Origin of the sequence: Mucilaginibacter sp. (assembly GCF_965225845.1) — a bacterium.
In the GTDB taxonomy this organism is placed as follows: Bacteria; Bacteroidota; Bacteroidia; order Sphingobacteriales; family Sphingobacteriaceae; genus Mucilaginibacter.
The window spans coordinates 1,088,238-1,110,977 of the sequence record NZ_CBDDBL010000002.1; the positions used below are offsets into that span (position 1 = coordinate 1,088,238).

The 22,740-nt window shown below is 38.7% G+C and carries 27 protein-coding genes; 13 read left to right on the top strand and 14 right to left on the bottom strand.

The genetic code is table 11. The features are described 5' to 3' along the window. The first annotated feature begins 52 nt into the window (after nt 1–52). A complete protein-coding gene (locus ACYZ0U_RS08720; RefSeq protein ID WP_461453691.1) occupies nt 53–370 on the top strand; it encodes an acyltransferase in 318 nt (105 codons plus the stop codon). A 3-nt stretch (nt 371–373) separates the two neighbouring features. Here ACYZ0U_RS08720 and ACYZ0U_RS08725 read toward each other — a convergent pair whose 3' ends face one another. After that, nucleotides 374–1,039, bottom strand: a complete 666-nt coding sequence (locus ACYZ0U_RS08725; RefSeq protein ID WP_461451696.1) for an acyltransferase — start codon at nt 1,037–1,039, stop codon at nt 374–376. 235 nt (nt 1,040–1,274) lie between these two features. On the opposite strand from ACYZ0U_RS08725, the gene ACYZ0U_RS08730 reads away from it, so the two are divergent. Next, nucleotides 1,275–2,426, top strand: coding sequence for a DUF1972 domain-containing protein (locus ACYZ0U_RS08730; protein WP_461451697.1), 1,152 nt, complete (start codon nt 1,275–1,277; stop codon nt 2,424–2,426). An 87-nt stretch (nt 2,427–2,513) separates the two neighbouring features. Further along, entirely contained in the window at nt 2,514–3,035 is a 522-nt protein-coding gene (locus tag ACYZ0U_RS08735) for a hypothetical protein (RefSeq protein WP_461451698.1), read from the top strand. Here the strand turns inward: ACYZ0U_RS08735 and ACYZ0U_RS08740 are convergent, their stop codons facing one another. Continuing rightward, entirely contained in the window at nt 3,036–5,414 is a 2,379-nt protein-coding gene (locus ACYZ0U_RS08740; RefSeq protein ID WP_461451699.1) for a hypothetical protein, read from the bottom strand. Nucleotides 5,415–5,804: 390 nt separating this feature from the next. Further along, nucleotides 5,805–6,305, bottom strand: coding sequence for a DUF892 family protein (locus tag ACYZ0U_RS08745; protein WP_461451700.1), 501 nt, complete (start codon nt 6,303–6,305; stop codon nt 5,805–5,807). Between the two features lie 284 nt (nt 6,306–6,589). Between ACYZ0U_RS08745 and ACYZ0U_RS08750 the strand changes: the two genes are divergently transcribed. Continuing rightward, complete coding sequence (locus ACYZ0U_RS08750) at nt 6,590–7,294, top strand: glycosyltransferase family 2 protein (RefSeq protein WP_461451701.1); 705 nt, start codon at nt 6,590–6,592, stop codon at nt 7,292–7,294. Nucleotides 7,295–7,298: 4 nt separating this feature from the next. Then, nucleotides 7,299–7,655 (top strand): DUF2304 domain-containing protein, encoded by a 357-nt coding sequence (locus ACYZ0U_RS08755; RefSeq protein WP_461451702.1) that lies wholly within the window; start codon nt 7,299–7,301, stop codon nt 7,653–7,655. 3 nt (nt 7,656–7,658) lie between these two features. Here the strand turns inward: ACYZ0U_RS08755 and ACYZ0U_RS08760 are convergent, their stop codons facing one another. The 7 genes from ACYZ0U_RS08760 to ACYZ0U_RS08790 form a co-directional block, all read right to left on the bottom strand. Then, on the bottom strand, nt 7,659–8,081 hold the full coding sequence (locus ACYZ0U_RS08760) for a hypothetical protein (protein WP_461451703.1): 423 nt from the start codon (nt 8,079–8,081) through the stop codon (nt 7,659–7,661). Between the two features lie 2 nt (nt 8,082–8,083). Then, a complete protein-coding gene (locus tag ACYZ0U_RS08765) occupies nt 8,084–8,863 on the bottom strand; it encodes a glycosyltransferase (protein WP_461451704.1) in 780 nt (259 codons plus the stop codon). Nucleotides 8,864–9,317: 454 nt separating this feature from the next. Beyond that, nucleotides 9,318–9,977 (bottom strand): 4'-phosphopantetheinyl transferase family protein, encoded by a 660-nt coding sequence (locus ACYZ0U_RS08770; protein ID WP_461451705.1) that lies wholly within the window; start codon nt 9,975–9,977, stop codon nt 9,318–9,320. Beyond that, complete coding sequence (locus ACYZ0U_RS08775; RefSeq protein WP_461451706.1) at nt 9,978–10,238, bottom strand: acyl carrier protein; 261 nt, start codon at nt 10,236–10,238, stop codon at nt 9,978–9,980. It lies immediately after the preceding gene. Between the two features lie 3 nt (nt 10,239–10,241). Next, complete coding sequence (locus ACYZ0U_RS08780; RefSeq protein ID WP_461451707.1) at nt 10,242–11,510, bottom strand: beta-ketoacyl-[acyl-carrier-protein] synthase family protein; 1,269 nt, start codon at nt 11,508–11,510, stop codon at nt 10,242–10,244. Beyond that, nucleotides 11,503–11,967, bottom strand: coding sequence for a 3-hydroxyacyl-ACP dehydratase FabZ family protein (locus tag ACYZ0U_RS08785; protein WP_461451708.1), 465 nt, complete (start codon nt 11,965–11,967; stop codon nt 11,503–11,505). Before ACYZ0U_RS08785 ends, ACYZ0U_RS08780 begins: the two co-directional genes overlap by 8 nt. 15 nt (nt 11,968–11,982) lie before the next feature. Further along, on the bottom strand, nt 11,983–12,801 hold the full coding sequence (locus ACYZ0U_RS08790) for an SDR family oxidoreductase (protein ID WP_461451709.1): 819 nt from the start codon (nt 12,799–12,801) through the stop codon (nt 11,983–11,985). Between the two features lie 234 nt (nt 12,802–13,035). On the opposite strand from ACYZ0U_RS08790, the gene ACYZ0U_RS08795 reads away from it, so the two are divergent. From ACYZ0U_RS08795 to ACYZ0U_RS08830, 8 genes are read left to right on the top strand one after another with little or no spacing between them, the layout of a single operon-like run. After that, on the top strand, nt 13,036–13,530 hold the full coding sequence (locus ACYZ0U_RS08795) for a hypothetical protein (RefSeq protein WP_461451710.1): 495 nt from the start codon (nt 13,036–13,038) through the stop codon (nt 13,528–13,530). A 35-nt stretch (nt 13,531–13,565) separates the two neighbouring features. Beyond that, nucleotides 13,566–14,468: a hypothetical protein gene (locus ACYZ0U_RS08800; protein ID WP_461451711.1), complete on the top strand. Its 903-nt coding sequence runs from the start codon at nt 13,566–13,568 to the stop codon at nt 14,466–14,468. 8 nt (nt 14,469–14,476) lie between these two features. Beyond that, nucleotides 14,477–15,625 (top strand): beta-ketoacyl-ACP synthase III, encoded by a 1,149-nt coding sequence (locus ACYZ0U_RS08805; protein WP_461451712.1) that lies wholly within the window; start codon nt 14,477–14,479, stop codon nt 15,623–15,625. Between the two features lie 9 nt (nt 15,626–15,634). Next, on the top strand, nt 15,635–16,042 hold the full coding sequence (locus tag ACYZ0U_RS08810; RefSeq protein WP_461451713.1) for a hypothetical protein: 408 nt from the start codon (nt 15,635–15,637) through the stop codon (nt 16,040–16,042). Then, nucleotides 16,032–17,045, top strand: coding sequence for a BtrH N-terminal domain-containing protein (locus ACYZ0U_RS08815; RefSeq protein WP_461451714.1), 1,014 nt, complete (start codon nt 16,032–16,034; stop codon nt 17,043–17,045). The genes ACYZ0U_RS08810 and ACYZ0U_RS08815 overlap by 11 nt, the downstream gene beginning before the upstream one ends. Then, nucleotides 17,036–17,791 (top strand): ABC transporter ATP-binding protein, encoded by a 756-nt coding sequence (locus tag ACYZ0U_RS08820; RefSeq protein WP_461451715.1) that lies wholly within the window; start codon nt 17,036–17,038, stop codon nt 17,789–17,791. Before ACYZ0U_RS08815 ends, ACYZ0U_RS08820 begins: the two co-directional genes overlap by 10 nt. Beyond that, the gene (locus ACYZ0U_RS08825; protein ID WP_461451716.1) at nt 17,791–19,068 is read left to right on the top strand and encodes an ABC transporter permease; all 1,278 of its coding nucleotides are present in this window, start codon (nt 17,791–17,793) and stop codon (nt 19,066–19,068) included. Before ACYZ0U_RS08820 ends, ACYZ0U_RS08825 begins: the two co-directional genes overlap by 1 nt. Before the next feature lie 9 nt (nt 19,069–19,077). After that, the gene (locus ACYZ0U_RS08830; RefSeq protein ID WP_461451717.1) at nt 19,078–19,341 is read left to right on the top strand and encodes a phosphopantetheine-binding protein; all 264 of its coding nucleotides are present in this window, start codon (nt 19,078–19,080) and stop codon (nt 19,339–19,341) included. Nucleotides 19,342–19,412: 71 nt separating this feature from the next. On the opposite strand, the gene ACYZ0U_RS08835 is transcribed toward ACYZ0U_RS08830, so the two are convergent. Genes ACYZ0U_RS08835 through ACYZ0U_RS08850 form a run of 4 tightly spaced genes read right to left on the bottom strand, consistent with a single transcriptional unit; the run spans nt 19,413 to nt 22,672 of the window. Continuing rightward, the gene (locus ACYZ0U_RS08835; RefSeq protein ID WP_461451718.1) at nt 19,413–19,787 is read right to left on the bottom strand and encodes a hotdog family protein; all 375 of its coding nucleotides are present in this window, start codon (nt 19,785–19,787) and stop codon (nt 19,413–19,415) included. Between the two features lies 1 nt (nt 19,788). Further along, the gene (locus tag ACYZ0U_RS08840; RefSeq protein ID WP_461451719.1) at nt 19,789–20,844 is read right to left on the bottom strand and encodes a beta-ketoacyl synthase chain length factor; all 1,056 of its coding nucleotides are present in this window, start codon (nt 20,842–20,844) and stop codon (nt 19,789–19,791) included. Nucleotide 20,845: 1 nt separating this feature from the next. Continuing rightward, entirely contained in the window at nt 20,846–22,045 is a 1,200-nt protein-coding gene (locus ACYZ0U_RS08845; RefSeq protein WP_461451720.1) for a beta-ketoacyl-[acyl-carrier-protein] synthase family protein, read from the bottom strand. Between the two features lie 9 nt (nt 22,046–22,054). Further along, on the bottom strand, nt 22,055–22,672 hold the full coding sequence (locus ACYZ0U_RS08850) for a hypothetical protein (RefSeq protein WP_461451721.1): 618 nt from the start codon (nt 22,670–22,672) through the stop codon (nt 22,055–22,057). Between the last annotated feature and the right edge of the window lie 68 nt (nt 22,673–22,740).

Below are 22,740 nucleotides of genomic sequence, written 5' to 3' on the forward strand. Positions count from 1 at the left end.
GGTTATTGGAAACAGTTCAATCATAGGGCATGGCGTTTTACTGGATGCAAGGATGGGATTAACTATTGGTAATAATGTAAACATCAGCACGCAGGTTGTAATTTGGACTTTACATCATGACTATAACTCACCGGATTTTGCGCAAGCCGGTAGCCCTGTAATTATTGAAGATTATGTGTGGTTATGCTCACGGGCAATTATATTGCCGGGAGTGACCATTGGTGAGGGAGCTGTTGTTGCTGCCGGAGCGGTGGTAACTAAAAATGTAGAGCCTTATACAGTTGTTGGGGGAGTACCTGCAAAATATATTGCTAAACGTAATACCAACTTAAATTATGATTTGGGTAACGCAATAATCCCCATTATATAAAATTTAATATTTCCAGGTAATATTGCTCTTCAATATCCTTACCGGATTGCCGCCGAAAATATTCTTTTCTCCTGATAATTTTTTTGTGACCACTGTATTTGCCGCTATAATGCTTCCCGATGGTATTTCAGTTCCTTTTAATAAAGTACAGCCGAAGCCTATCCACACATTATCGCCAATTATAATTTCCTTGGGATGATTAAATTCTATACCATTTTCGTCATAAATATGATGAAAGTCGGTATCCATAAGGATACTTTCCCATGATATTCCGCTACGATTGCCGATCTGTATCTTTTTTTGCGTAATAACTGTGCACTCAACACTCATGTTAAAATCGTCACCAATTATGAGTTGTGCATTTGGCATTACATTTATTTTGCAGCCCGTCATTATAAAAGCGCGGCCATTGAATATTACTTCTCCTTCAACTTCCCAAATGGCTCTTGATCGTTTAAAGTCGGTAATTCCAACCTTTCCAAATCCTATTTGAATTAATCCGGTGTTAATAGGCCCATTAATTATTACTGTTCCTTTTAACTTATGTAAAAAAACATTTTTACCAATAAGCACCGGCAGTTTGAAAGCCACGTTGAGCGGAAAATATTTAAGGTTGAACCTTATTGTGTTAAGATTGATGCGCCCAAGCAACTTAAATATCTTATTCATTCAGCAGTTATATATATAGTTAATAATAATATTATTTCTACATAAAACAAGTGTGTTTTAGTCGTTTATTTTGTTCAGTATTTTGCTTCCGTACACTTTGTTCATATCCCCCAAAAATGCCTTTTTGCCTGTTTAAATATGTAATATTAGGTATGCTTAATATAATAGCTGTGGCAGGTTATATATTATTATAAGCGTGTTATAAATATTTTATTAAAAAATAAATAAAAATAATATGCGCATATCAATTATCGGGACAAGAGGGATCCCTAATCACTACGGAGGCTTTGAACAATGTGCCGAATATCTTGCTGCAGGATTGGCAAGAAAGGGATATGATGTTACTGTTTATAACTCACACAATCATCTTTACCAGGAAAGCAAATGGAATGGTGTGAGTATTTGCCATTGCTATGATCCTGAGTATAAAATGGGTACAATGGGCCAGTTTTTTTATGATTTAAATTGCATACGCGATTTGAGAAAGAAAAAATTTGATGTGGTATTGCAACTTGGCTACACAAGCAGTTCGATATGGGGATGGCTTTTACCGCATAATACCGTAGTTACCACTAATATGGATGGAATGGAATGGAAGCGCAGTAAGTATTCAAAAAAAGTACAGAAATTTTTAATGATGGCTGAACGAATGGCCGTAAAATTTAGCGACCATTTGATTGCGGATTCATTGGCGATACAAAAATACCTGGCAGATAAATACGGACGGCAACCCGAATTTATTCCGTACGGAGCAGAATCGTTTGAAAACCCAGATGCTACCATACTTGCAGAATATGGCCTTACTGAATATGGATACGATATGCTTGTGGCCCGTATGGAGCCTGAAAATAGCATTGAAATGATACTTGATGGCGTTGTTAAGTCCGGACTAAACCGGCCGTTTTTAGTTGTCGGGTGCCCTAAAAATAAATTTGCTGAATACTTGCAAGAGAAATTCAGAAATCATAAAAACATACGTTTTTGCGGTGGAATTTATGATATGAATAAGTTGAATAACCTAAGATATTATGCTAACCTTTATTTTCACGGGCATACTGTAGGCGGCACCAATCCGTCATTATTAGAGGCTATGGCTTCTCAGGCAGTTATATGCGCTAATGATAACGAATTTAACCGTGCGGTAACCGGCGACAATGCTTTATATTTTTTAACGGCAGATGACGTTGCATTGAATTTGTTAAAAGTTGACAAAACACAAGGTGCTTATGATGCAATGATTTGGGCAAACACAACCAAAATAAAAAATGTATATAGTTGTGAAAATATTGTAAATACATATGCCGCGCACTTTGAAGCAATCGCATTTAAACCTGAAACCCGGGGAGTTTTGGCATTAAACGGAAACAATATATCCTATGCAGGGTAATAATTAATTCAGGATTTTAAAAGATGGATTGTAGGTTAGCTTATGCGGATAAACAATAGTTTACCATATATAACAGCCTGGATTAATATGTCAACAACTGTTAGTGAACATTTTAACCAATGCTGGTTGTTAAGGGCAATTACAGCGCCTTGCAGCTATTGGCTTGAGCAATATTATTATGATTACAAACGAAAGGAACTATTTTCGGTACTGCACTTGCCTGATTATAACCCCATGCTTATGATTTTGGATAAATTTAGCCTTCGTTACCCGGTGGATATAGAGGCAGATGTGGCTGTCAGGCTCGAATTGATCGCTTACAAGAGAATGAAGATAATTGAGATTGAGCGAATGAGTATTGCAGAAAAAATAGGCGTTCAAATGCAATTTCTATCCATTCTGTCAGATAAGTTACACCAATTGGAATATATGCAAACCGTCATAAATCAAAATGAAACACATGGCTTTGTATTGGATACCTTGTTAAAGCAATACCATTCGTCCAAATCCCTGGTTCCATACTGGGAGCATGTAAAATTACAGCTTGCTGCCGACTATATAAATAAACTAAAATTAAGCCGGGGTATAGATTTAACCAATGCGCGTTAATTATTTGTTAATCAGTACATAGTTACTATTATACAAGCCGCTGTTTATGTTGTGCTGATACATTAGCTTTTTGTAGTCATTATAAATTTGAATATAAAAATCTCCATTCTTTGCAGTTGATTTTTCATTTTTAAGCAATGCAACAAGTGTAATTAATAGTGATAACTTACTTCCTGATACTTCTGCTACCGCCTTTAGTTTATTGAATTCAGCTAAAACAGGCTCATCCTCTGCTAAAAGGCACTTTATTTTTAAACAGGATAAAATTGTTTGTAAAAATGGTGAAAACGTATTACCGGCGCGAGCACTTAGGTTTGAAACCGTATAGTATAATGCTGTAACCATTCTATGATCGCCAAGCCTAAAATATATGTCAGATAGAATTGCTTTTACAAAAAAGCTATAGGATACACTTGCGGTTGCAGACTCATCGCTTTTGTAAACAGATTTGATAACATTTACAAAACGAAGTGTTTTTTTAGGATTATTGCAAATAAACATAGTATACATGCCTAAAATATATAGCACATCATTTGCGGCAGTATGTTTTAATTCATGCTCGGTGCTGGGTGGCGAAAAGCAAAGGTGAGTTAATCCGGCCATGCATTCCTTTTTAGCTATACCATATTTAAAATAATGGTAAATAGCATCAAGGCAATGGGTTGGGTTAATTGCATAGTAGAGTGTATCAATAGTGGAGAAACTTTTTAGTTTAACAAGGTAAATGTATAATTCGTCAAGTTCAAGGTTTAAGGCCGAAAGTATTCCAAGGGCTGTATAAACAAGTATTCTTTTTTTATCTGAAATATTAAATTTTAACAAATATTTTAAGGTCTCTTGATAGTCTTTGTTAAACAATTCGGGAGCGAAAAAATAATCAAATAACACATCGTTTTTCTCATCCTCAAAATGGCGGAGCAAATCTTCATTGTTTTTTGTTGACGATGTTTTGGCCAACACATCACCAATAAATACAACCATCTGGAATTTATCTGCCGGGGAAAGTGGGTAAGTTGTTAAATGAACCAGGTTATTTTGTTGCCCCGTTTTAATAGCATGCAGCAAGCACCACCTTAGTACAGTTATCTTACTTGCGCTCAAAACGAACCGCTGATTAATTATATCAATAAGTTTATCATCAAATACATACCCGGTTTCGTTAAGTATAGCAAAGGCAACTGCCAAACTTGCGTAATGCTGATTGCCAAATTTTATATTTACGTTATAATCATTGCTTACACTTGTGGAATTATCCTCCATTAATATGCCTGATAGCAGTAATTCCTGGTAGGTGCAGTTATATTTTTTAACAATATAGTATATTGCTAATTTACTTACGCCTTGGTTTTCGTTATCTAAACTGATGTGTTCGGCTATTTTATTAATAATCAATTTTTTTTCAGTATAATTTGCTCCTGAATTCATTTTACCAAAGTAAAATGAATACACCAGATCGTACATTACACTGTGATCGCTATCGTCAATTGAAAAATTTTCCTTATGTTTTTTATAGTATAGCTGAAAAAACATCGGTGAATTAAATAAAGTGCTAATATTTGTATAGCTTTTTTTGTTTAAAGCAGGATTAAATTGTTTGCAAAAAGATTTTATTTCTTGTTGTGTTAATACCGGAACATTTACAGAATCATTATCTAAACCATAAAGCATTAGCCCTTCATTTAAAACAAATTCATGTTTATAATTAAGCCATGTATCGTTACGCATGCTTAAAATTATTTTCATCCATGGTTTATCATCATACAATGCAAACAGCTCATTTATTTGCCTCATTAGCAAAAAGTAATTATCTGCCTTAAAATTATAAGGATCAAATCCATCAATCACTAAATAAAATTTACTGTTTTTACGCTGCTTTTCATCCCATAAAGCATTAATGTCATTTTCATTGGTATAGCCTAACAGCCCAAGTACCCAGTCATTAATATCCCGGCCCGAGTAAATAGCATTGACGAGTGCGCTGCTGCTAAAAAATAAAATAATATCGTTACCGGCCTTTGATTCATTAAGCTCAATTTGTTCTTCTATCCAATGGCATAAAGCAATTGTTTTACCATATCCGATTGGGGCTGATATTATTGCACCTGTACTGCAGGATGCATTTAATGCAGACAGCTGATCATTAATGAATGACCGTTTTATAGTTTTATTGTAAGGTATCCCGGCCCTGCCTTTAATTGCATCAAGCGTAAATGAGGTGATTTTGTTGGTATTGCGCTGTAAATTGATCCAATCAGTTTCGTTTGATGTTAAATTTGACGATTCATATAATTGTTGATTACAAAAATCTTCCCAACCGCTATAATTGCAATATATGCTTAATGCTTCAAGCGTAAATTGTGAGGGGTTAAATCTGCTCAATGCAAATCCATAAATGCGCTTTATGGTAGTTTCACTAATATTATACTTAGTTTTTTTGAAAATAAGGCACGAAATTATTTTACAATCAGAAGGTAACACTACTTCTAAACCCGATAAATACTGAACTTTAGCCTTTAAAAGTTCGAAATTATGATTTGATAAATGCGCTGTCATAAGCAATTTTTAAAAAAATCTACAAATCGGTATAATATGATAATCAAGGTCAGATACTTATTATAGTATTGGAATATTGGATATTACTATAAATATACTTGGTATACGTAATAATAAACTAAAAGGTAATTCCCGAAAGTTGTAAAACCCGATAATGGATAGAATGAATAGAATTTACACGTAGAATTACGTATAGGAAAGTTGCGGGAATATTAATTAACTATATTTCTCAATAAGCAAAAGCAAGAGTGCGCTTTCTGCCTTAGCTTCATCGAAATTTTCTCGTAATAGTTGTTTTATTTGCGGATTAATTATTTCTGCAGTAGCAAATTGTAAAATTTGTGAAGATGCCATTTCTACTGAATCTAATTGGTATAAATAGCTTACGATCATCAGATCGCGAATCTGCAAGTCATTTGAATGGAGATGCAGTCCAGCAAAGCTATTTTCAAGAAATGTGATAAGAACCTGGCAACTTTCAAATGAGTAAGTTATACCTAACTGGTCAAAAATTTGATCAATTCGAGCTAATTGTTTTTCGGTGGAAATAATGGTGTCTTTGATTGCATATTTTAAATCAGCAAACCCGGCTCCGTCATAAATTTCAGGTAATCGCTCAGCTAAATGAGATTTAGCACAATAGATACGATTAAGGTGTTCAATAAAAAAAGTATGAATTTTTTTTGAACCGGTTGGGGGTATATAATGATTAGTCAATTGTAAAAAATTAGTCAGGTCAGAAATAAAATATTATATCAAATACAACATACTTGGTTCAAATTAAGATATTCCGTATACTATCCTTAATAACTACGTTTAATACACCTGAATGGTTTTAGCTAAATTATTTTAGCTGATCAATTTACTTATGTGTAATTATCATATAATTTTTGTTTTTATTTATACTGTATTTATTGATTTTAATTTACTTAAAATATAGTGCATTTAAGTTTAAATTGCTATCCTTACCGTAATTAAATTATACAAAAAAATTACAAATAGTGAAGATCCTCATTATTATCCCGTGTTTTAATGAACAAGCATCGTTGCCCAATTTAATTGCAGACCTGGAGAGATTAACGCTACCGGAGAAATATAGATTACAACTATGCGTTGTAAATGATTGCTCAACCGATAATACAAGTAATGTGGCACAAAAGCTTAATGTTACCCTGCTTGATCTTCCCGTTAACCTGGGTATTGGAGGAGCCGTACAAAGCGGCTTAAAATATGCCTTATTGAATAACTATGACCTTGCAGTACAAATGGATGGCGATGGCCAACATCCCCCTGCTGAATTGCAAAAAATGATAGATTGCTACGAAAAAACAGGTGCAAGTTTAGTGATCGGTTCCCGGTTTCTAATAAAAGAAGGTTTCCAGTCGTCATTTTTGCGGCGATTAGGGATTACTTATTTTCATTTGCTGAACAAGTTTTTTACAGGAAAAAGTATTTATGATAGTACATCGGGTTTCCGTTTGTTCGATAAAAAAGCAATAGAACTTAGCGCGCGTTATTATCCTGATGATTATCCTGAGCCGGAATCGCTGGTATTCTTTTCAAAAGCCGGTTTAGCTATACAGGAAACGCCGGTTATCATGGTACATCGTACCGGCGGGCAATCTTCTATCAGGAGTTTTACATCTTTTTATTATTGTGTTAAGGTTACTTTAGCTATGTTTTTTTCATTTATCCGTAAATCATAATATTATGTTACGAATTCAGATCATTACCATAATTGCCAGCCTTGCATTTTTATACCTGGTTTTTCGCATGGTTGTTAAAGGTCGCCTCCGCGAAGAATACTCTATAATCTGGCTACTGTTTACAGGTATATTGGTTGTTTTCTCGTTTTGGGAGAAGGGTTTGTTATTAGTTACTGATCTGTTTGGTATTTATTTGCCGGCAAATTTGGTTTTCACCATATCTATATTTATAGCACTGGTTTATTTGCTGCACTTAAGCGTGGTTGCATCAAAACTGCAAAAGCAAAACAAACTGCTTGCCCAGGAAATGGCGATCATGAAAAATGAAATGGAAAAGTTAAAGGAAGAGAATACTAAATAGACCTTATTTATTCAGCATTATAAATATTCCCATTAAAACGATAAAGGCACCTATTGCTTGTTTAATATTGAGGCTTTCTTTTAAAAAAAAGTGGTTAGCAATGAGAATGAAGATGATGGATGTTAATGTGATGATCACAGAAAGGGTAGTAGCTATATCTGCCAAATATGGGATCTTAAGTAGCGTACTATTGATCAGGATAAAGGATATCCGTGATAATATGGCTAAGCTCATCGATAAGATAAAGCGCCAGTTAAACACCAACCCGATAATATTTTTCAGTTGGAATAAGTTTCCAGAGATCAGGCTTCTTTGACCAAGGAGCACTATAGAGAAAGCGGTTGCCAGGCAATAAACAATTACCAACGCAAAGGTTAAAGCTATCATATTTGATGATGATTTGTCAGGTTTGATTAATTTGTTCACGGTTAAGCTTTTAGTTTGTTATCGGCGTAACCTAATGTGTATATCCACGAGAATACGCCGGCAATCTTATCGCCCCATATCAATTTAAATATTTGTAGTTCCTCTTGACGGCGTTTCCCTTCGGATAGTTTCAATGTCGTTTCTGATTCAGCATGTATACGGTGTTTCATCAGCTTTTTGTTGATGAAACAGAAAGCGCCCTTTTTAGCTGCTATCTCGTACCAGGCATACCAATCCAAAGCCACTGTGTAATCGGGCGAAAATTTAAAGTTATTACCCAAAGCTTTTAAATTGAATGACACTGAGGGGCAACAGATCGGATCGCCAAATATTAAAACTGATTTTTTCAGTATGGTGCTTTTAATATTCCTTTTAAAGGCAAACGGAAATAACAATGCCTTTTTAACAAAGCTGTTAAGGTTTGATCTTCGGGCTTGTCCATCTACAAGATCCTCATAATCAGTAAAAGCGATCAAGGTATCGTTGGTAACCGATTTTAACAGTTTATCGGTAAAATCGGGTTCGTAAATATCATCCTGGTGTGCTATAGTGGCCCATTGGCTTGAGGCTTTTGATAGCGCGAAGTTCCAATCGTTAGCTATGCCGCCTTTATCGCTCACATAGTAATCGAAGTTGTATTTCTCTGCGATATGCTTTGAAAAATCGGTAGGGGTGGAGGTGGTTAGGATAATTGTACTATTAACCCTTTGGTTTAGCAAGCTTTGGATGCAAGTTTCCAGGAATGGGGATTGTTTGTAAACGGGTATTACAAAGGTGTGCATCAATTAATACTTACTGTTTAAAGTCTACAGGGTAAAAGTAAACAAATTGGGGAAATGTTAGGGTATTTAATAAGGCCAACTACCAACTGTTCGATGAACAGGGTGGAGCACCCGGCGAATTATGTCCACTTTTAGCGCTAAAAATGCCCAAAAATGTATCAAAAATGGTGTTTTTAACTACTTTTTTGATTGTATTTTTGATTGAAATCGACCTTTTTTAGCGTGAAATCAACTAAAAAACAACTATTTTTAGCTGGTTTTTGCTCTTATTTTATACGGGTTTTTAGCTTTTTGTAGAAAAATTAAACAATTTTTAACCACAGTATACACGAGAATGATACACTTTAACTTGCTATGTTTTTAACTTTTTGGTAAAATTCAGCCTATGCTTAATAACAAAAAAACAAAGACTTCTACTTAGAACCCTATTGTAATATACACTCGACGTTTTAGACTAAATTTGAAATGAATATCCAACCCAGTTTTCATGATGGGATAAGGAAACTGGTATTGCCTTTGCCTGATTTTGTAGGGCAACAGGTACGTTATGCTTATTTTTACTGATGGTGACCCTTTTATCACCCAACGCTTGCTGCAAGCTTGCTATAGCGAATTTTCTTACTTCAGCTGATTGAATTTCCGTATCAGTACTATCTATCTGTTTAATGCCCCAATGCGTGTTATTGAAATTTTCATCGGCATTAACCACTGTGGCGATCAATTCGTTATAAATTATTGATTTTGAATAGCATGTGGAATTCTCAAATTTTATAACTGAAGTAATAGTTGTAAACTGATCGAAGCCAATACCTTTTAATAAGGTTTGATTGAAATTATTTATCGTAAATGCTTCAGGTGCATGAATTTCTTTTACCTCGAATTTAACCGGGGTGAAAAGTACATCCGGCTTAATTCGCTGTAGAAATTTAAACAAAGATTCTTTGATCGACCATAATAGCCACACAAAAACTTCAAAGGGGGTGGCTGAAAAACAGGGTTGGCTATGCAGCGCGGTTTCAGTGGGGGTGAGGATTTTGGAGTAAAAGTTGTATTGTTTGGTGCGGGCAATATCAATACCCTTTAGCGATACAATATCGTTACCCGCACTAAGCATTTATTGTTGTTTTTGGCCAAGTTTTTCGCTTATCACATCAATACATGATCCTACATTCATCATTTTATCAGCTTCATCATAATCAATCTCAATATCGTATTTCGCTTCGGCATCTATAATAATATCAACCAAATTGGCTGAATTTATTTTCAGGTCTTTTAAAAGGTCAGTGTCTTCATTGATTTGGGCCAGCATCTCTTTGTTAGTTGTATAAGGTGAAATCACCTTTTTTAGTTCAGTTAAAATCTCTTGTCTGGTCATTATTTAATTAAATTTTGAAAGTATTAAACAGGAATTTACATCCCCAAAGCCAAAATTCGCTTTCGCTACAATATTAACTTCTTTTTTTATCATTTTAACAGGTAAACTATCAACGCTCACCATTTTGGTTATTTCGGGGTTGGGGTCCTCCAAATTGATGTTTGGATGCACAAACCCATTGGTTATCTGCAATATAGATGCCACAGTTTCTATCGATCCTGCCGCACTTAGGCTATGCCCGATCATCGATTTTAGGGAGTTTGTATGTGGAAAAGTGTTGCCTTTTCTACCCAATGCATCACACCAAAACTGTATTTCCTGCTTATCAGCATTCGTAGCCGTTAAATGCCCGCTTATCAAGTCTATCTGGCCGGGTGTAATATTTGATCGCTCTAACGACTCTTTAATACAACGCTCTACACCAATACCATTCGCCGCGGTCATGGTACCGCCAAGGCGTTGCCCACCCGAGTTCGATGATCCGCCTAAAACCTCGGCATAAATTTTAGCGCCGCGAGCCAGCGCAAAATCCAGATCCTCCAAAACCAGGGCTCCGGATCCTGAACCGGGAATAAACCCGCCTGCAGTTGAACTCATTGGCCTTGATGCTTTTTCAGGGTCATCATTAAACTTGCGCGATAGTACCCGCATCGAGTCAAATGCACCAAAAACATAGGTATCCACATGCTCGGCACTGCCTACCAACATGCGTTTGGCATAGCCGTGCTTAATATATTCGTAGCCCATTAAAATGGCCTGTGTACCTGTTGCACAAGCCGCTGAATTAGTAATCACTTTATTTCCCAAACCTAAACGGCCGGAGATATAGGATGTTACCCCGCTGTTCATGGCCTGCTCCACCACGCGCGAGCCTAATTTTTTAACTTCTTTATTATCAACACGGTTTATCACGTTCTTCATGGCTTCAGTATCAGCAATGCTGTTGCCAAATACGCAACCGGTTTCCCAGCGTGGCTCGTCAGTTTCGTAACTCATGCCTGAGTCTGCCCAGGCATCCAGCGCAGCTGCAAGTCCGTAGCCAATGTTGGTGCCTTTTAAACCGTGAAAGGTAACTTCGGAAATATAATTCGTCAGGCTGTCCCATTTAAAATCGGGCATGCCTGCCACCTGGCAGCTAAAATTAAGTTCGCGGTAATGTGGCATAAATTTTATGCCTGATATGCCATGCTGTATAGCATGCAAAAAAGCAGGTATCCCTATCCCGTTTGGCGCAACTACGCCCATGCCCGTTACCACAACACGATTACCCATTTTTAACAGCTATCTTTTTAATAATTCCCGCAAATGTACCGCTGGCTATCAGTTCTTTATTATGATCCAGCATTTCTACCTGGCATTTCAGTTTACCAAAACGAAAATATTGCTTTTTTGATATCACGGTAACTTTTTCGCCCGGTAATACCATTTTGTAAAAAGACACATCGGTAGAGGTTAGTAATGGATAAAGCGAATCATCATCCATAAAATTAAACTCGGTTTCCTTCAGCACTAAAAATATACCTAATACCACAAGTCCTATTTGCGCCATAATTTCGGTTACAATAACACCGGGGGTTACCGGGTTGCCCGCGAAATGGTCCTCGTAAAAAAAAGCGTCTTCTTTTAAAGTATATTCACCTCGCACCTCATCCTCGCTCAGTAACAATATGTTGTCAACAAAGCGAAACGAAGATTTATAAGGTAAATGACTTAGTATATGATTATTCATGTATCTATCTAAAATTTAACGGCAATGTTCACCACCATCTACATGAATGATAGCGCCGTTTATCCAAAACGACTCATTTGTACACAGCAGGTAAATAACACCGGCAACGTCTTCCGGTTTTGTAATTCTGCCTAATGGGTTACGTTTTATGCCTGCTTTTATTAATTTTTCGCTGCCGGGGATTTTTTTAAGCGATGCAGTTTCGGTTACACCGGCTTGTATCACGTTTGTTTTTAATCCGTAAGCGCTAAATTCTACCGCCATATATTTTGCCAAACTCTCTAACGAGGCCTTAGCAATGGATACAGCAGCATAACCTTCCCAGTACTTATGCGCACCTTCGCTGGTAAGGCCAATTATACGTCCATCAGCGTTAAACAGTTCGGCTTTTAGCAAAGATCGCGTCCAATCCAGCAAACTGTTCGACATGGCGTAGGTGGTCATCTGGATATCTTCGATGGATAATTCATTATAAGCCTCGTCTTCAACTGTCGCATTTTCAATGGTCAGGGGCTTTAAATTACCCCTGGCAATGCTGTGTAATAATAGTTTTACGCTATGTTTTGGTGCTATCTCTGCAAACTCCTGCACAAATGATTCGCGCCCAACCGTATCGAGCGCGTTGATATTGCGGGGAAGGATTGTGATGGTGTTCTCTTCAGCAATTTGATTGAAATTCTGCTTTAAAATTTTTTCGGATGAGGAATTTTCACGGTACAGTACGGCTACATTCATGCCATGTTTGGCCAGTTTTTCAACAGCAGCAAATCCAAACCCGCTCGATCCTCCCAAAATAACTGCCCATAAACCTGTGAATTGTAGTTTTTTATCCATCCAAATCGCTTTAAACTATTGCTGTCATAATTAGTCTGTATGTTGAAGCGTGGGGCGAATCAACAATCAAAAATTGCATCCCCAAAGTAAGTGAATTAAATTAAATTTAATATAAGGCGAATATATTATCTAACAAAACTTATAATAATATGTTAGAAGGCGTGGACAATAATATAATGCAGCTTATTGCTGAGTGTTGCCGGAGTGTTTATATTTATTATGTTTGATACGATTATGAAACCAACAATAGTACTTGTTTTATGCATACTGGTTATGCCTGCCTTTACTCAAAAAATCATGGCGCAGCAAAAGCTAAGATTCGATAAAGAAGAGTTTTACAATACGATGTCGGGTGAGGACATAAATGCTATTGATAATGAGCTGATACTGGTAAAGGACGCACCAAAAAATAAGGTGGGTTACGAAGGTGCCCTGCTCATGAAAAAAGCAGGTTTGATCAGCGGGCCTAAAAAGAAATTAGACCTGTTCAAAGCCGGGCGAATTGAAATGGAAACGGCCATTATTAATGAGCCCGAAAATACTGAGTATCATTTTTTACGTTTAGCCATTGAGGAGCATGCTCCTAAAATTGTAAAGTACCATGCCGATATTTTGAATGACAAAGCAATAGTGATCCGTAAGTTTAAAGACCTATCGCCGGTTGTGCAGCATGCTATTCTTGATTATTGCAAAAAATCGAAGGTTTTGCATGCTGAAGATTTTTCATAGCCCTGAAAAAATAGTTTATTATAACTTTGTTCCGAATGAATAAGAAGATATTAGCTATTTATTATACCCAGTCGGGCCAGATGGGAGATATCATCAATTCATTTACCGAACCGCTTGTGGAAGCCGGTGCAACGGTTGAAAAGGTTGTGATCAAACCTGTTGAGGATTATAATTTCCCCTGGACAGGCACTCGCTTTTTCTCAGTGATGCCATCGTGTGTGTTGGGTATTCCTACCGCATTGGAACCATTGCATTTTAAAGAGGCTAAGTACGATATGATCATTATGGCCTATCAGCCATGGTTTTTATCGCCGAGCATCCCCACCAATTCTTTATTGCAAGATGAAGGCTTTAAAACCTTGTTAAAAGATACACCCGTTGTTACCATCAGCGCCGCGAGGAATATGTGGATCAACGCTTATGTGCGTGTTCGTAACATGCTGAAAGCCGCGGGGGCAAAGCATGTGGGCAACGTGGCTTTGGTTGATAAGCACCCCAATGCGGTAAGTTTTATCACCATTTTTTACTGGATGATCTCCGGCAAAAAAGACCGGTACCTGAATATATTCCCGAAACCGGGCGTAGCCGATGAAGATATCCTCCATACTAAAACTTTCGGCAAAACCGTTGCTAAACATTTAGCTGATGATACGCTGGAAAGCCTGCAGGATGAGTTGATCGCCCAAAAGGCGGTGGTAATTAATTATCCGCTGATGTTTACCGAAGCGAGGGCACAGCCAATATTCGCGGCCTGGGCCAACATCATATCGAAAAGAAAAAATCGTTTGCCCTGGCTTACGGCTTTTAAATATTACCTTTTTATAGCATTATTTTTAGGTGCGCCTGTTTTGCTTATATTAGATGCTGTTTTTTTAAAGCCGTTTTCATCCGGCAGGATAGCAGCTAAAAAATTAACCTATTTACAAGTAAATAACTGATACATAATATGTCTGATCGTAGTGTTTATATCAATCATACCGCGGCATACTTCCCGAATGAGCCTGTTTCAAACGATGAAATGGAGGCTTACCTGGGGTATATTGATAACAAGCCATCAAAATCTAAAAAAATTGTACTGCGTAATAATGGGATAACTAACCGGTATTACGCGCTTAATAAAGCGCATAAATCTACCCATACCAATGCTCAAATGACCGCTTTGGCTGTTAGGGAATTGTTTGATAATGATCCTGAAAAGTTAAAGCAGATCGAGCTGCTGTCATGCGGTACCTCATCGCCTGACCAGATGATGCCAAGCCATGGCGTAATGACCCATGGCTGGTTACCTGAGGCAGGTGGTATAGAAGTAGTATCGCCGTCAGGCGTGTGCTGCGCCGGCATGCATGCGCTTAAATTTGCTTACCTGGCTATTAAATCCGGAGAAACGAAATTGGCTGTTGCGACAGGTTCGGAGCGGTTCTCAGGTTTATTGGTTTCTGACGTTTTTGAAGAAGAAGCGCAGAAATTAAAGGAAATGGAATTAAATCCATTCATCGCTTTTCAAAAGGACTTTTTAAGGTGGATGTTGTCCGACGGTGCATCAGCATTTTTAATGACTGATAAACCAAACCCGGATGGCTTGAGCCTGAAGATAGAGTGGATAGAAGGTGTTTCCTACGCCAACGAAATGAAAACCTGTATGTACATGGGTGCTGATAAATTGGAAGATGGCTCATTAAAAGGTTTTATGGATTATACGCCTGAAGAGGTGATGACCCAATCCATTTTCAGCGTAAAGCAGGATATAAGCTTGTTAAGCGACAATATTGTGCCTTTAGGCGGACGAAAGATCAAAGAGATATTTGAGAAAAAAGGCCTTACCGCCGCAGATATCGATTGGTTTTTACCGCATATCTCCAGCAACTTCTTCAGGAGCAAGATTTATGATATGGTTGAAGAGTATGGTGGTGGCATTCCTTACGAAAAATGGTTCATCAACCTGTATACCGTTGGTAATGTTGGCGCGGCATCAATTTATTTGATGATAAACGAATTGTTCAACAGTGGCAAGCTTAAAAAAGGAGAAAAAATATTATTGCTTGTACCCGAGAGTGCCCGTTTTTCGTATATGTATGCAATGCTTACCGTTGTATAGCATTAATTTATGAAAAAAGATGAAGTACCACAGGATTTAAGCTCGCTTGGCAAAATAACCAAAGAGGTTTGCTATGCTACAGACAGCGAGGGTAAATATGTGGCGGCTTTAAGCAGTGGCTGGGATGTTAAAATAACCGCGCTTGATGTTGCCTGGGGCGATATTGAAAAACGCATCGCGGCAGCAAAACAAAAAGTGCTGAACAACGAGGCGAGTCCGCTGCTGTTTTTTATGGAATACCGGCTGATGGACCTGGCTATTTTAGCAGGTTATACCGGTTTTTGGCAATGGCAGATCAAGCGGCATTTAAAGCCGGAAGTTTTCAATAAATTATCAACCAAACAATTAGAAAAATACGCCGAGGCGTTTAATACAAAGGTGGAAGACCTTAAAACTATGACCGTTCATGAAGACTGAGTTCAAGCACCGTCAGGGCGCGCATTGTGAATCGGGCGTTACCAGTAATTTACTAAGCATTGCCTCTAACGGCAAAATAACCGAGCCGTTGGCGTTTGGCATTGGCGCGGGATTATTCTTCGCTTACATCCCGCTGATCAAGATCAATAATGGTCCGGCGATAGCCTTTCGCACACTGCCTGGGTTTATATTTAATAGGGCGGCTAATTCGCTGGATATACCTATAGTTAGAAAGAAATTTCGCTCTAAACAAAAAGCCCAAACCTATCTGGATGAACGTTTAGCCGGGGGCATCCCGGTTGGCTGCCAGGTTGGGGTATATTATTTGCCTTATTTCCCAAAGGAGTACCGTTTCCATTTCAACGCCCATAATTTGATCGTCTACGAAAAGCAAGGTGACAATTACCTGGTAAGCGATCCGATTATGGAAACCACCAATATAATGAGCAGTTATGAGTTGGAACGGGTGCGATTTGCAAAAGGAGCTTTGGCGCCTAACGGGCATATTTACTATGCCAAAAAAGGTGCGATTATTACGGATGAAACGATTAGAGAAGCCATTAAAAGCGGCATCAAAAAGAACGTTTATAACATGCTAAACATTCCGGGCAGCTTTGCTGGAATTTCAGGCATAAAACAAACCGGCAGGAAGATCAAAAAATGGCGTGATAAGCTTGGAACTGAAAAATCAAAACTTTATTTGGCCCAAATGGTTCGTATGCAGGAAGAGATAGGTACGGGTGGTGGCGGATTTCGCTATATTTATGCAGCTTTTTTGCAGGAAGCGGATGTTTATTTTCCGGGCAACCAATTGGCGCAGATATCGGTACTATTTACACAAGCCGGTGACATGTGGCGCGAAGCGGCGATACATGCAGCCGGAATTTACAAAGGCCGCATAGGCAGCCAGGAAGATTTTAATAAGATGGGTGATTACCTTTTGGAAATTGCCAAACTTGAAGAAGATGCTTTTAAGCAGTTAAAAAATATAAAATGGCAGTAGCCCAATTAGCAATTGATGTTGAAAATATGGGTTTCCAATACCCTGGAAACGAAGACGTTTCCTTTTCGGGCCTTAATTTAAAGGTGGAAAAAGGGGCTCGCTTTGGTTTATTTGGGCCTAATGGAGCCGGTAAAACTACGCTCATAAGTATTATGACCGGTTTAATTACCGCGGACAAAGGTTCAGTTAAGCTATTAGGCCACGAAATGGGTAAGCAAAACGAAAGCTCGACCAACAAGCTTTTCGGTTTTGTACCGCAGGATTTTTCCTTTTACCAGGAGCTTAGCCCGGTTGAGAATCTGGAATTTTTTGGTGCCTGGGCTGGTTTAAGCAAACATGCCATCAAGCACCGGACCGATGAACTGCTGGATATTTTAGGTTTAAATGATGTTAGAAATAAGCAGGTTCAGAAATTCTCCGGCGGTATGAAACGCAGGGTTAATTTGGCCATCGGTGTAATTCATAATCCCGAGATTGTGTTTTTAGATGAACCTACAGTAGGGGTGGATGTACAAACCGGCCATGCGATCATCAACTACCTGCTTGATTTAAATAAAAAAGGAACCACTTTGGTTTATACCTCGCACCAGTTAAGCGAAGCTGAGGATTTATGTCAACAAGTCGCGCTGATTGATGGCGGCAAAATAATCGCCCAGGATAGTTTAAGAAATATGCTAAAGGATCATAAACAGGAAAGTTTGGAACAACTGTTCCTAAACCTAACAGGAAAGGACTACCGGAACTAATGTTTAAACTTTGGTATACAATAGTAAAGGATTTCAGAATATTGCTGCGTGATAAGGTGGGTATATCGCTCATGTTTGTAATGCCGATCATCCTGGTGGTGGTGGTTACCAGCATCCAGAACAGCACCTTTCAGTTAGTAGATAAAAATAAATTATCGGTGCTAATTTGCAATACCGATACCGGGCAAGCCAGTGTACAGCTGATCAAATCGGTAAATAAGATTGGTATGTTTAAGGTATCATTAGTACCTGCTGATAAGACCGAAGCGCAGATGGCTGATGCCATGCATAATGGTGATGCCATGCTTGGGGTGATCATTCCATCAAATTTCTCGGCCAAAGTTGAAGCAAAATCAAAAAGCATAGCAGGCAAAGCCTTAACCAGTTTTGGTTTGGCAGGTGATAGCAGTAAGAAAGTAGGTGATGTTGATCCATTGACGCTGTATTACAATCCTATTTTACAGGAATCGCTGAGATTGTCGGTACAGGGTGGTATCAGGAGCGCGTTACAATTGGTGGAGAGCCGTGAAACACTGCGGAGCCTGTACTATTCCATCAACGAAAAACAATTGCCTGAAGCGCTTGAAAATGAGATGCTGAATAACAAGACCGCGATCAACGAGATCCCGGTATCCAAAGATGGCACACGCGCCACACCAAATGCAACGCAGCATAACGTACCGGCATGGACGATCTTCGCCATGTTCTTCGTTATCATGTCTTTAGGCGGTAGTGTGGTGAGGGAAAAGGTGAGCGGCAGCTTTATCAGGCTAAAAACATTGCCTACCAATTACCTGGTTGGGATATTATCCAAGCAAATTACATACCTGGCAGTAACTATGTTACAGGCAGCGGTTATATTTTCCATGGGGATATATTTGTTCCCATTTTTTGGGTTACCGGCGCTTAATTTACCATCGGATATGTTGGCGCTTGTTATCGTGACAATAGTATGCGGATGGTGTGCAGTAAGTTACTCTATTTGTGTAGGCGTTTTCGCGGATACACAGGAACAGGCCAATGGTTTTGGCGCGGTATCTATCGTGATACTGGCAGCAATAGGTGGTTTAATGGTGCCGAGCTTTGCTATGCAGGGCTTCGCTAAAGCAGCAGCTAACTTCTCGCCTATGCACTGGTGCCTGCAGGCCTACTATTCATTATTTTTAGAGGGCGGGCAACTAAAAGATGTGGTAAACAATATTATCCCGTTATTTATTATAACCATAGTGATCCAATTGGTAACTTTTTGGGGACTTAAAAGAAAAAATTTGATATAATTGCGGCAGATGGAAACGACAGAACTAAAAGAACAGCTAAAAATACAGATCATCAAATTTTTAAATCTTACCGACTTAACACCTGCCGATATTGCCGATAACGAGCCATTATTTGGCGAAGGCTTAGGTTTGGATTCAATAGATTCGCTTGAGCTGATCGTTTTGTTAAAAAAGGAATACGGTATCGATATTAAAGACCCTCGTGAAGGCCGTAAAGTGTTAGTTGATGTAGCTACGATGGCTGATTATATACAGGCGAACGGAAAAAATTAAAATTATTTCAACTTTTTTGCAATCATGTTAGTGCGATAAACTTAGCAATGGCAAATTAAAGAGCAGTCTTATTAAAGAGCAGTCTTAATAAAGCTTCCCTGAAATTTAAAGCAAACTACCTCAGCATTAGCTATTTTTCCTGTTACGCTGATCTCATTTTCGATCAATTTATAAGATAACTCCAACACCAGTTGATGATTACCAGGAACGATCATGTTGATAAATTTCAGCTGATCTGCTTTTTTCAATTGCAGGGTAGTTGCTGACGCTTCCTCCAATACTTCCTTGATCAATTGTAACAGGCAGGCACCCGGCACTACAGGCTCGCCCGGAAAATGTCCCTTGAAAATCTCATGCTCAAAATGGACATCAAAAAGTACTTTAATGGTGCCATTTTCGTGCACTATTTGGGTTATTTTGAAGATGTTTTGGTCTGTTTGCGCCATTTTATATAGCTGAAACCAACATTAATGAATGATATTTTGCCTGGTAATGGTTGTAAATCAGCACTTTTTTAGGCGAAAAAGACCTGAAATCACCTTGTTTTACTACTTCCGGGATGGTCTTTTTTTTGACGATATTACCTGCCAGCCACAATGCGAAAGATGAAGAAGTTGGATATTCACCACAAAGGTGCTTGTAGTTTGCAGTCGGCTTATCTTTAAATATCGCCTTGCCTAATGCTGAATAGATCTCATCATTTTTAATATCGCCGTTTCTGCCAGTTATGATCAGGTCGATATCTTCGATAGCTGATCCGTTTTCTGCAAGGAAAGCCTCAATACTGGCCGCTATCGACGCAGGTTTATAAAGCGTTTTAAGCCCCGTAAGCTCCGCTAAGTTATCGGTAGAGGCTTTGTCGCTCACTAAGAAGAAAACCGCTCCCTCGCCGCCTATGGTGCCTTTGGATTGGCCTTCATAAAGAGATAGATTGGACACCGGCTGGCGTTTGTATAAGCCCAGGCGGGTTAATACTTTAAAGCTCGTATCTATCATCTCTTCTGTGCCGCCGACTAAAATATTATCGGCTTCCCGCTCATTGATCATCATCATCGCATCGAACATGGCGCTCTCGAACGATATGCCTTTATGTACAAACGTGTTGTTGTAATTATGGCATTTAAGTATCAGCGCTATTTGCGCGGCAACCGTATTGTGTGTTGATTGGATAAACGATGTTGGCGGCAGCATTTCTTCATGCCCCTCAACTATCCGGGTGATAAAGGATACAGTATCTTCCATGCAACCAAAGGCGGTGCCGGTTATAATGGCATCCGGCTGCTCAATATTAGCTTGCAGCAGGCAGCTTTTTGCGGCAGCGATGCCCATTTTGATTACATGGCTCATCCTGCGGATCTGTTTCGGATCGATGAATTGCTTGTAATCAGGATCAATCGCTTTTAAACGTGTGCCGGTTGACTCGACGATCTCAGTCAGGAAATTATCGCCATTAAAGGTATTTTGCGGTGATACCGCGGCGGACGAACGGATATACACTTTCATATCAGATACTCGAAAAAATTAATGATGTGCAATTGCCGCCAAAGCCAAACGAGTTCGACATCACGTGTTTAACTTCCTGATCCGTCAATAATTCAGCTTCCGGTTCAAAAGGCAACTCATCCATCCGGGTTTTAAAACGCAGGTTAGGGTAGATAATTTTGTTTTTGATCGCTAATACTGAAAACACCGCCTCAATGCCACCACTTGCTCCGAGCGTATGCCCTGTATAAGATTTGGTTGAGCTCATCGGCGGGAAATCTTTTTCAAATAAACGTTTAATAGCAGTCCCTTCTGCACTATCATTATTCGGCGTTCCGGTACCATGCAGGTTAATGTAATCTATATCGGTAGTTTGCAAACCGCTCTTTTTTAATGCGCCCTGCATAGCCATATAGGAGCCGGTACCATCAGGTGATGACGCGGTTTGATGATAAGCATCGTTACTGTTATTATAACCGCTTAATTCACAATCAGGTTGTTTAACTAATGTTTTGGCTACTTTTTCCGACACCAAAACAACATAACCGGCACCTTCGCCCAAATTTAAACCTTCGCGGTTCTCGTCAAAGGGCTTGCAAAATTCCTTATCCAGTATCATCAACGTATTAAAACCGTTCAAAGTGAATTTAGTCAGTGAATCTGTTCCACCAGCAATAACTACATCAAGTACATCATTTTTAATCAAGCGCGCCCCATAAAATATGGCATTAGCCGATGATGAACAAGCTGTGCTAACGGTAGTCATATAGTCGCTTATGCCCAAATTATCTGCAACCAATTCGGTCATGCTGCCACATTCATGGTCGAAAACATCACGGAGTTTGCCTTTATCGTTATCAGCAAAAAACTCGACAAAAAAATCTTCACTTTTATCCATGCCGCCAACGGAGTTTGCTGATACAAAACCCGAACGCCAGGCTTTAAAGTCTGGAATGTTAGCATCAGCCAAAGCTTCCTTAGCAGCAACCCCACTTAATAAAGCAGTACGACTAATATTTTCCGGTAATCCGGATAATTCAGCTAACTGCTCATTGCTTAACTTTACTTCAGCAACAGGTAATTCCCCTTTGTAAATGGTATCGATGTGGGTAATATCGCCCATTCCGGCCTGTTTATTTTTAAGTGAAGCGAGATTTTCCGCGGCATTGTTTCCAATAGCCGAGATCACGCCCACACCTGCCACATAAACTGATGAACTCATATAAATTCCCTAATTCTTATTAAAAATCTCACTCATTTTCTCAGCCGAAAACTCAACTGACTTATCAGTTTTCTTCCGTTCTACCAAAAACAAAACTGCTTTATAATCTTGCTCAAAAACATCAGCCCAACCGCAAATGCAGGCCTGCTGAATATTATTATCCAGTAAATATTCAACTTGTTGTGCTATAAAGCCAGCGTCAAAATCAGGCTGGATGTATAGCGCCTGTTCGCCTTTAAAGTGGTTTCGGATACAAATTTCACCAATAACAATATTTGGCAAGGTATAAACAAATAACGACGGGCTTGCCACATCTTTTATACTATCCCAATATTTAATATCGTCATCCAAACTGCTATTGGCATTTGCTATGATCACCGCGGTGTCCTCAGGCTCATAATCATCTTTTACAAAGCTGTCTTTCAGCAATACTTCGGCAGTTAACCAACCCAGTTTGCTCAAATTATCCATTTTATAAAATTTAGGATAATTTAGTTGCATCTGTTGATAAGCGGCTAACATAAATGCAGCAACATCGCCATCATGCGCATAAACCTGCTCGCCATTTTTTTTAATGGCGCCTTTGGCGATAGTGCAATAACTGGATATATATTTTTCTGTTAGCAAATTGATGTCAGTTGTATTTAAAAAATCAAAGCCCATTCAAGCGTCCACGCTTGAATGTAAATAAAATA

What these genes read in the sequence shown, in the direction of transcription:
- ACYZ0U_RS08770 (WP_461451705.1), bottom strand. Translation starts at nt 9,977, where the DNA reads ATGCTTAGTGCGGGTAACGATATTGTATCGCTAAAGGGTATTGATATT.
- ACYZ0U_RS08815 (WP_461451714.1), top strand. Translation starts at nt 16,032, where the DNA reads ATGAAGACTGAGTTCAAGCACCGTCAGGGCGCGCATTGTGAATCGGGC.
- ACYZ0U_RS08845 (WP_461451720.1), bottom strand. Translation starts at nt 22,045, where the DNA reads ATGAGTTCATCAGTTTATGTGGCAGGTGTGGGCGTGATCTCGGCTATT.
- ACYZ0U_RS08810 (WP_461451713.1), top strand. Translation starts at nt 15,635, where the DNA reads ATGAAAAAAGATGAAGTACCACAGGATTTAAGCTCGCTTGGCAAAATA.
- ACYZ0U_RS08725 (WP_461451696.1), bottom strand. Translation starts at nt 1,039, where the DNA reads ATGAATAAGATATTTAAGTTGCTTGGGCGCATCAATCTTAACACAATA.
- ACYZ0U_RS08795 (WP_461451710.1), top strand. Translation starts at nt 13,036, where the DNA reads ATGAAACCAACAATAGTACTTGTTTTATGCATACTGGTTATGCCTGCC.
- ACYZ0U_RS08755 (WP_461451702.1), top strand. Translation starts at nt 7,299, where the DNA reads ATGTTACGAATTCAGATCATTACCATAATTGCCAGCCTTGCATTTTTA.
- ACYZ0U_RS08835 (WP_461451718.1), bottom strand. Translation starts at nt 19,787, where the DNA reads ATGGCGCAAACAGACCAAAACATCTTCAAAATAACCCAAATAGTGCAC.
- ACYZ0U_RS08785 (WP_461451708.1), bottom strand. Translation starts at nt 11,967, where the DNA reads ATGAATAATCATATACTAAGTCATTTACCTTATAAATCTTCGTTTCGC.
- ACYZ0U_RS08840 (WP_461451719.1), bottom strand. Translation starts at nt 20,844, where the DNA reads ATGAAAGTGTATATCCGTTCGTCCGCCGCGGTATCACCGCAAAATACC.
- ACYZ0U_RS08730 (WP_461451697.1), top strand. Translation starts at nt 1,275, where the DNA reads ATGCGCATATCAATTATCGGGACAAGAGGGATCCCTAATCACTACGGA.
- ACYZ0U_RS08765 (WP_461451704.1), bottom strand. Translation starts at nt 8,863, where the DNA reads ATGCACACCTTTGTAATACCCGTTTACAAACAATCCCCATTCCTGGAA.
- ACYZ0U_RS08720 (WP_461453691.1), top strand. Translation starts at nt 53, where the DNA reads ATGGGATTAACTATTGGTAATAATGTAAACATCAGCACGCAGGTTGTA.
- ACYZ0U_RS08820 (WP_461451715.1), top strand. Translation starts at nt 17,036, where the DNA reads ATGGCAGTAGCCCAATTAGCAATTGATGTTGAAAATATGGGTTTCCAA.
- ACYZ0U_RS08830 (WP_461451717.1), top strand. Translation starts at nt 19,078, where the DNA reads ATGGAAACGACAGAACTAAAAGAACAGCTAAAAATACAGATCATCAAA.
- ACYZ0U_RS08790 (WP_461451709.1), bottom strand. Translation starts at nt 12,801, where the DNA reads ATGGATAAAAAACTACAATTCACAGGTTTATGGGCAGTTATTTTGGGA.
- ACYZ0U_RS08825 (WP_461451716.1), top strand. Translation starts at nt 17,791, where the DNA reads ATGTTTAAACTTTGGTATACAATAGTAAAGGATTTCAGAATATTGCTG.
- ACYZ0U_RS08800 (WP_461451711.1), top strand. Translation starts at nt 13,566, where the DNA reads ATGAATAAGAAGATATTAGCTATTTATTATACCCAGTCGGGCCAGATG.
- ACYZ0U_RS08805 (WP_461451712.1), top strand. Translation starts at nt 14,477, where the DNA reads ATGTCTGATCGTAGTGTTTATATCAATCATACCGCGGCATACTTCCCG.
- ACYZ0U_RS08775 (WP_461451706.1), bottom strand. Translation starts at nt 10,238, where the DNA reads ATGACCAGACAAGAGATTTTAACTGAACTAAAAAAGGTGATTTCACCT.
- ACYZ0U_RS08735 (WP_461451698.1), top strand. Translation starts at nt 2,514, where the DNA reads ATGTCAACAACTGTTAGTGAACATTTTAACCAATGCTGGTTGTTAAGG.
- ACYZ0U_RS08780 (WP_461451707.1), bottom strand. Translation starts at nt 11,510, where the DNA reads ATGGGTAATCGTGTTGTGGTAACGGGCATGGGCGTAGTTGCGCCAAAC.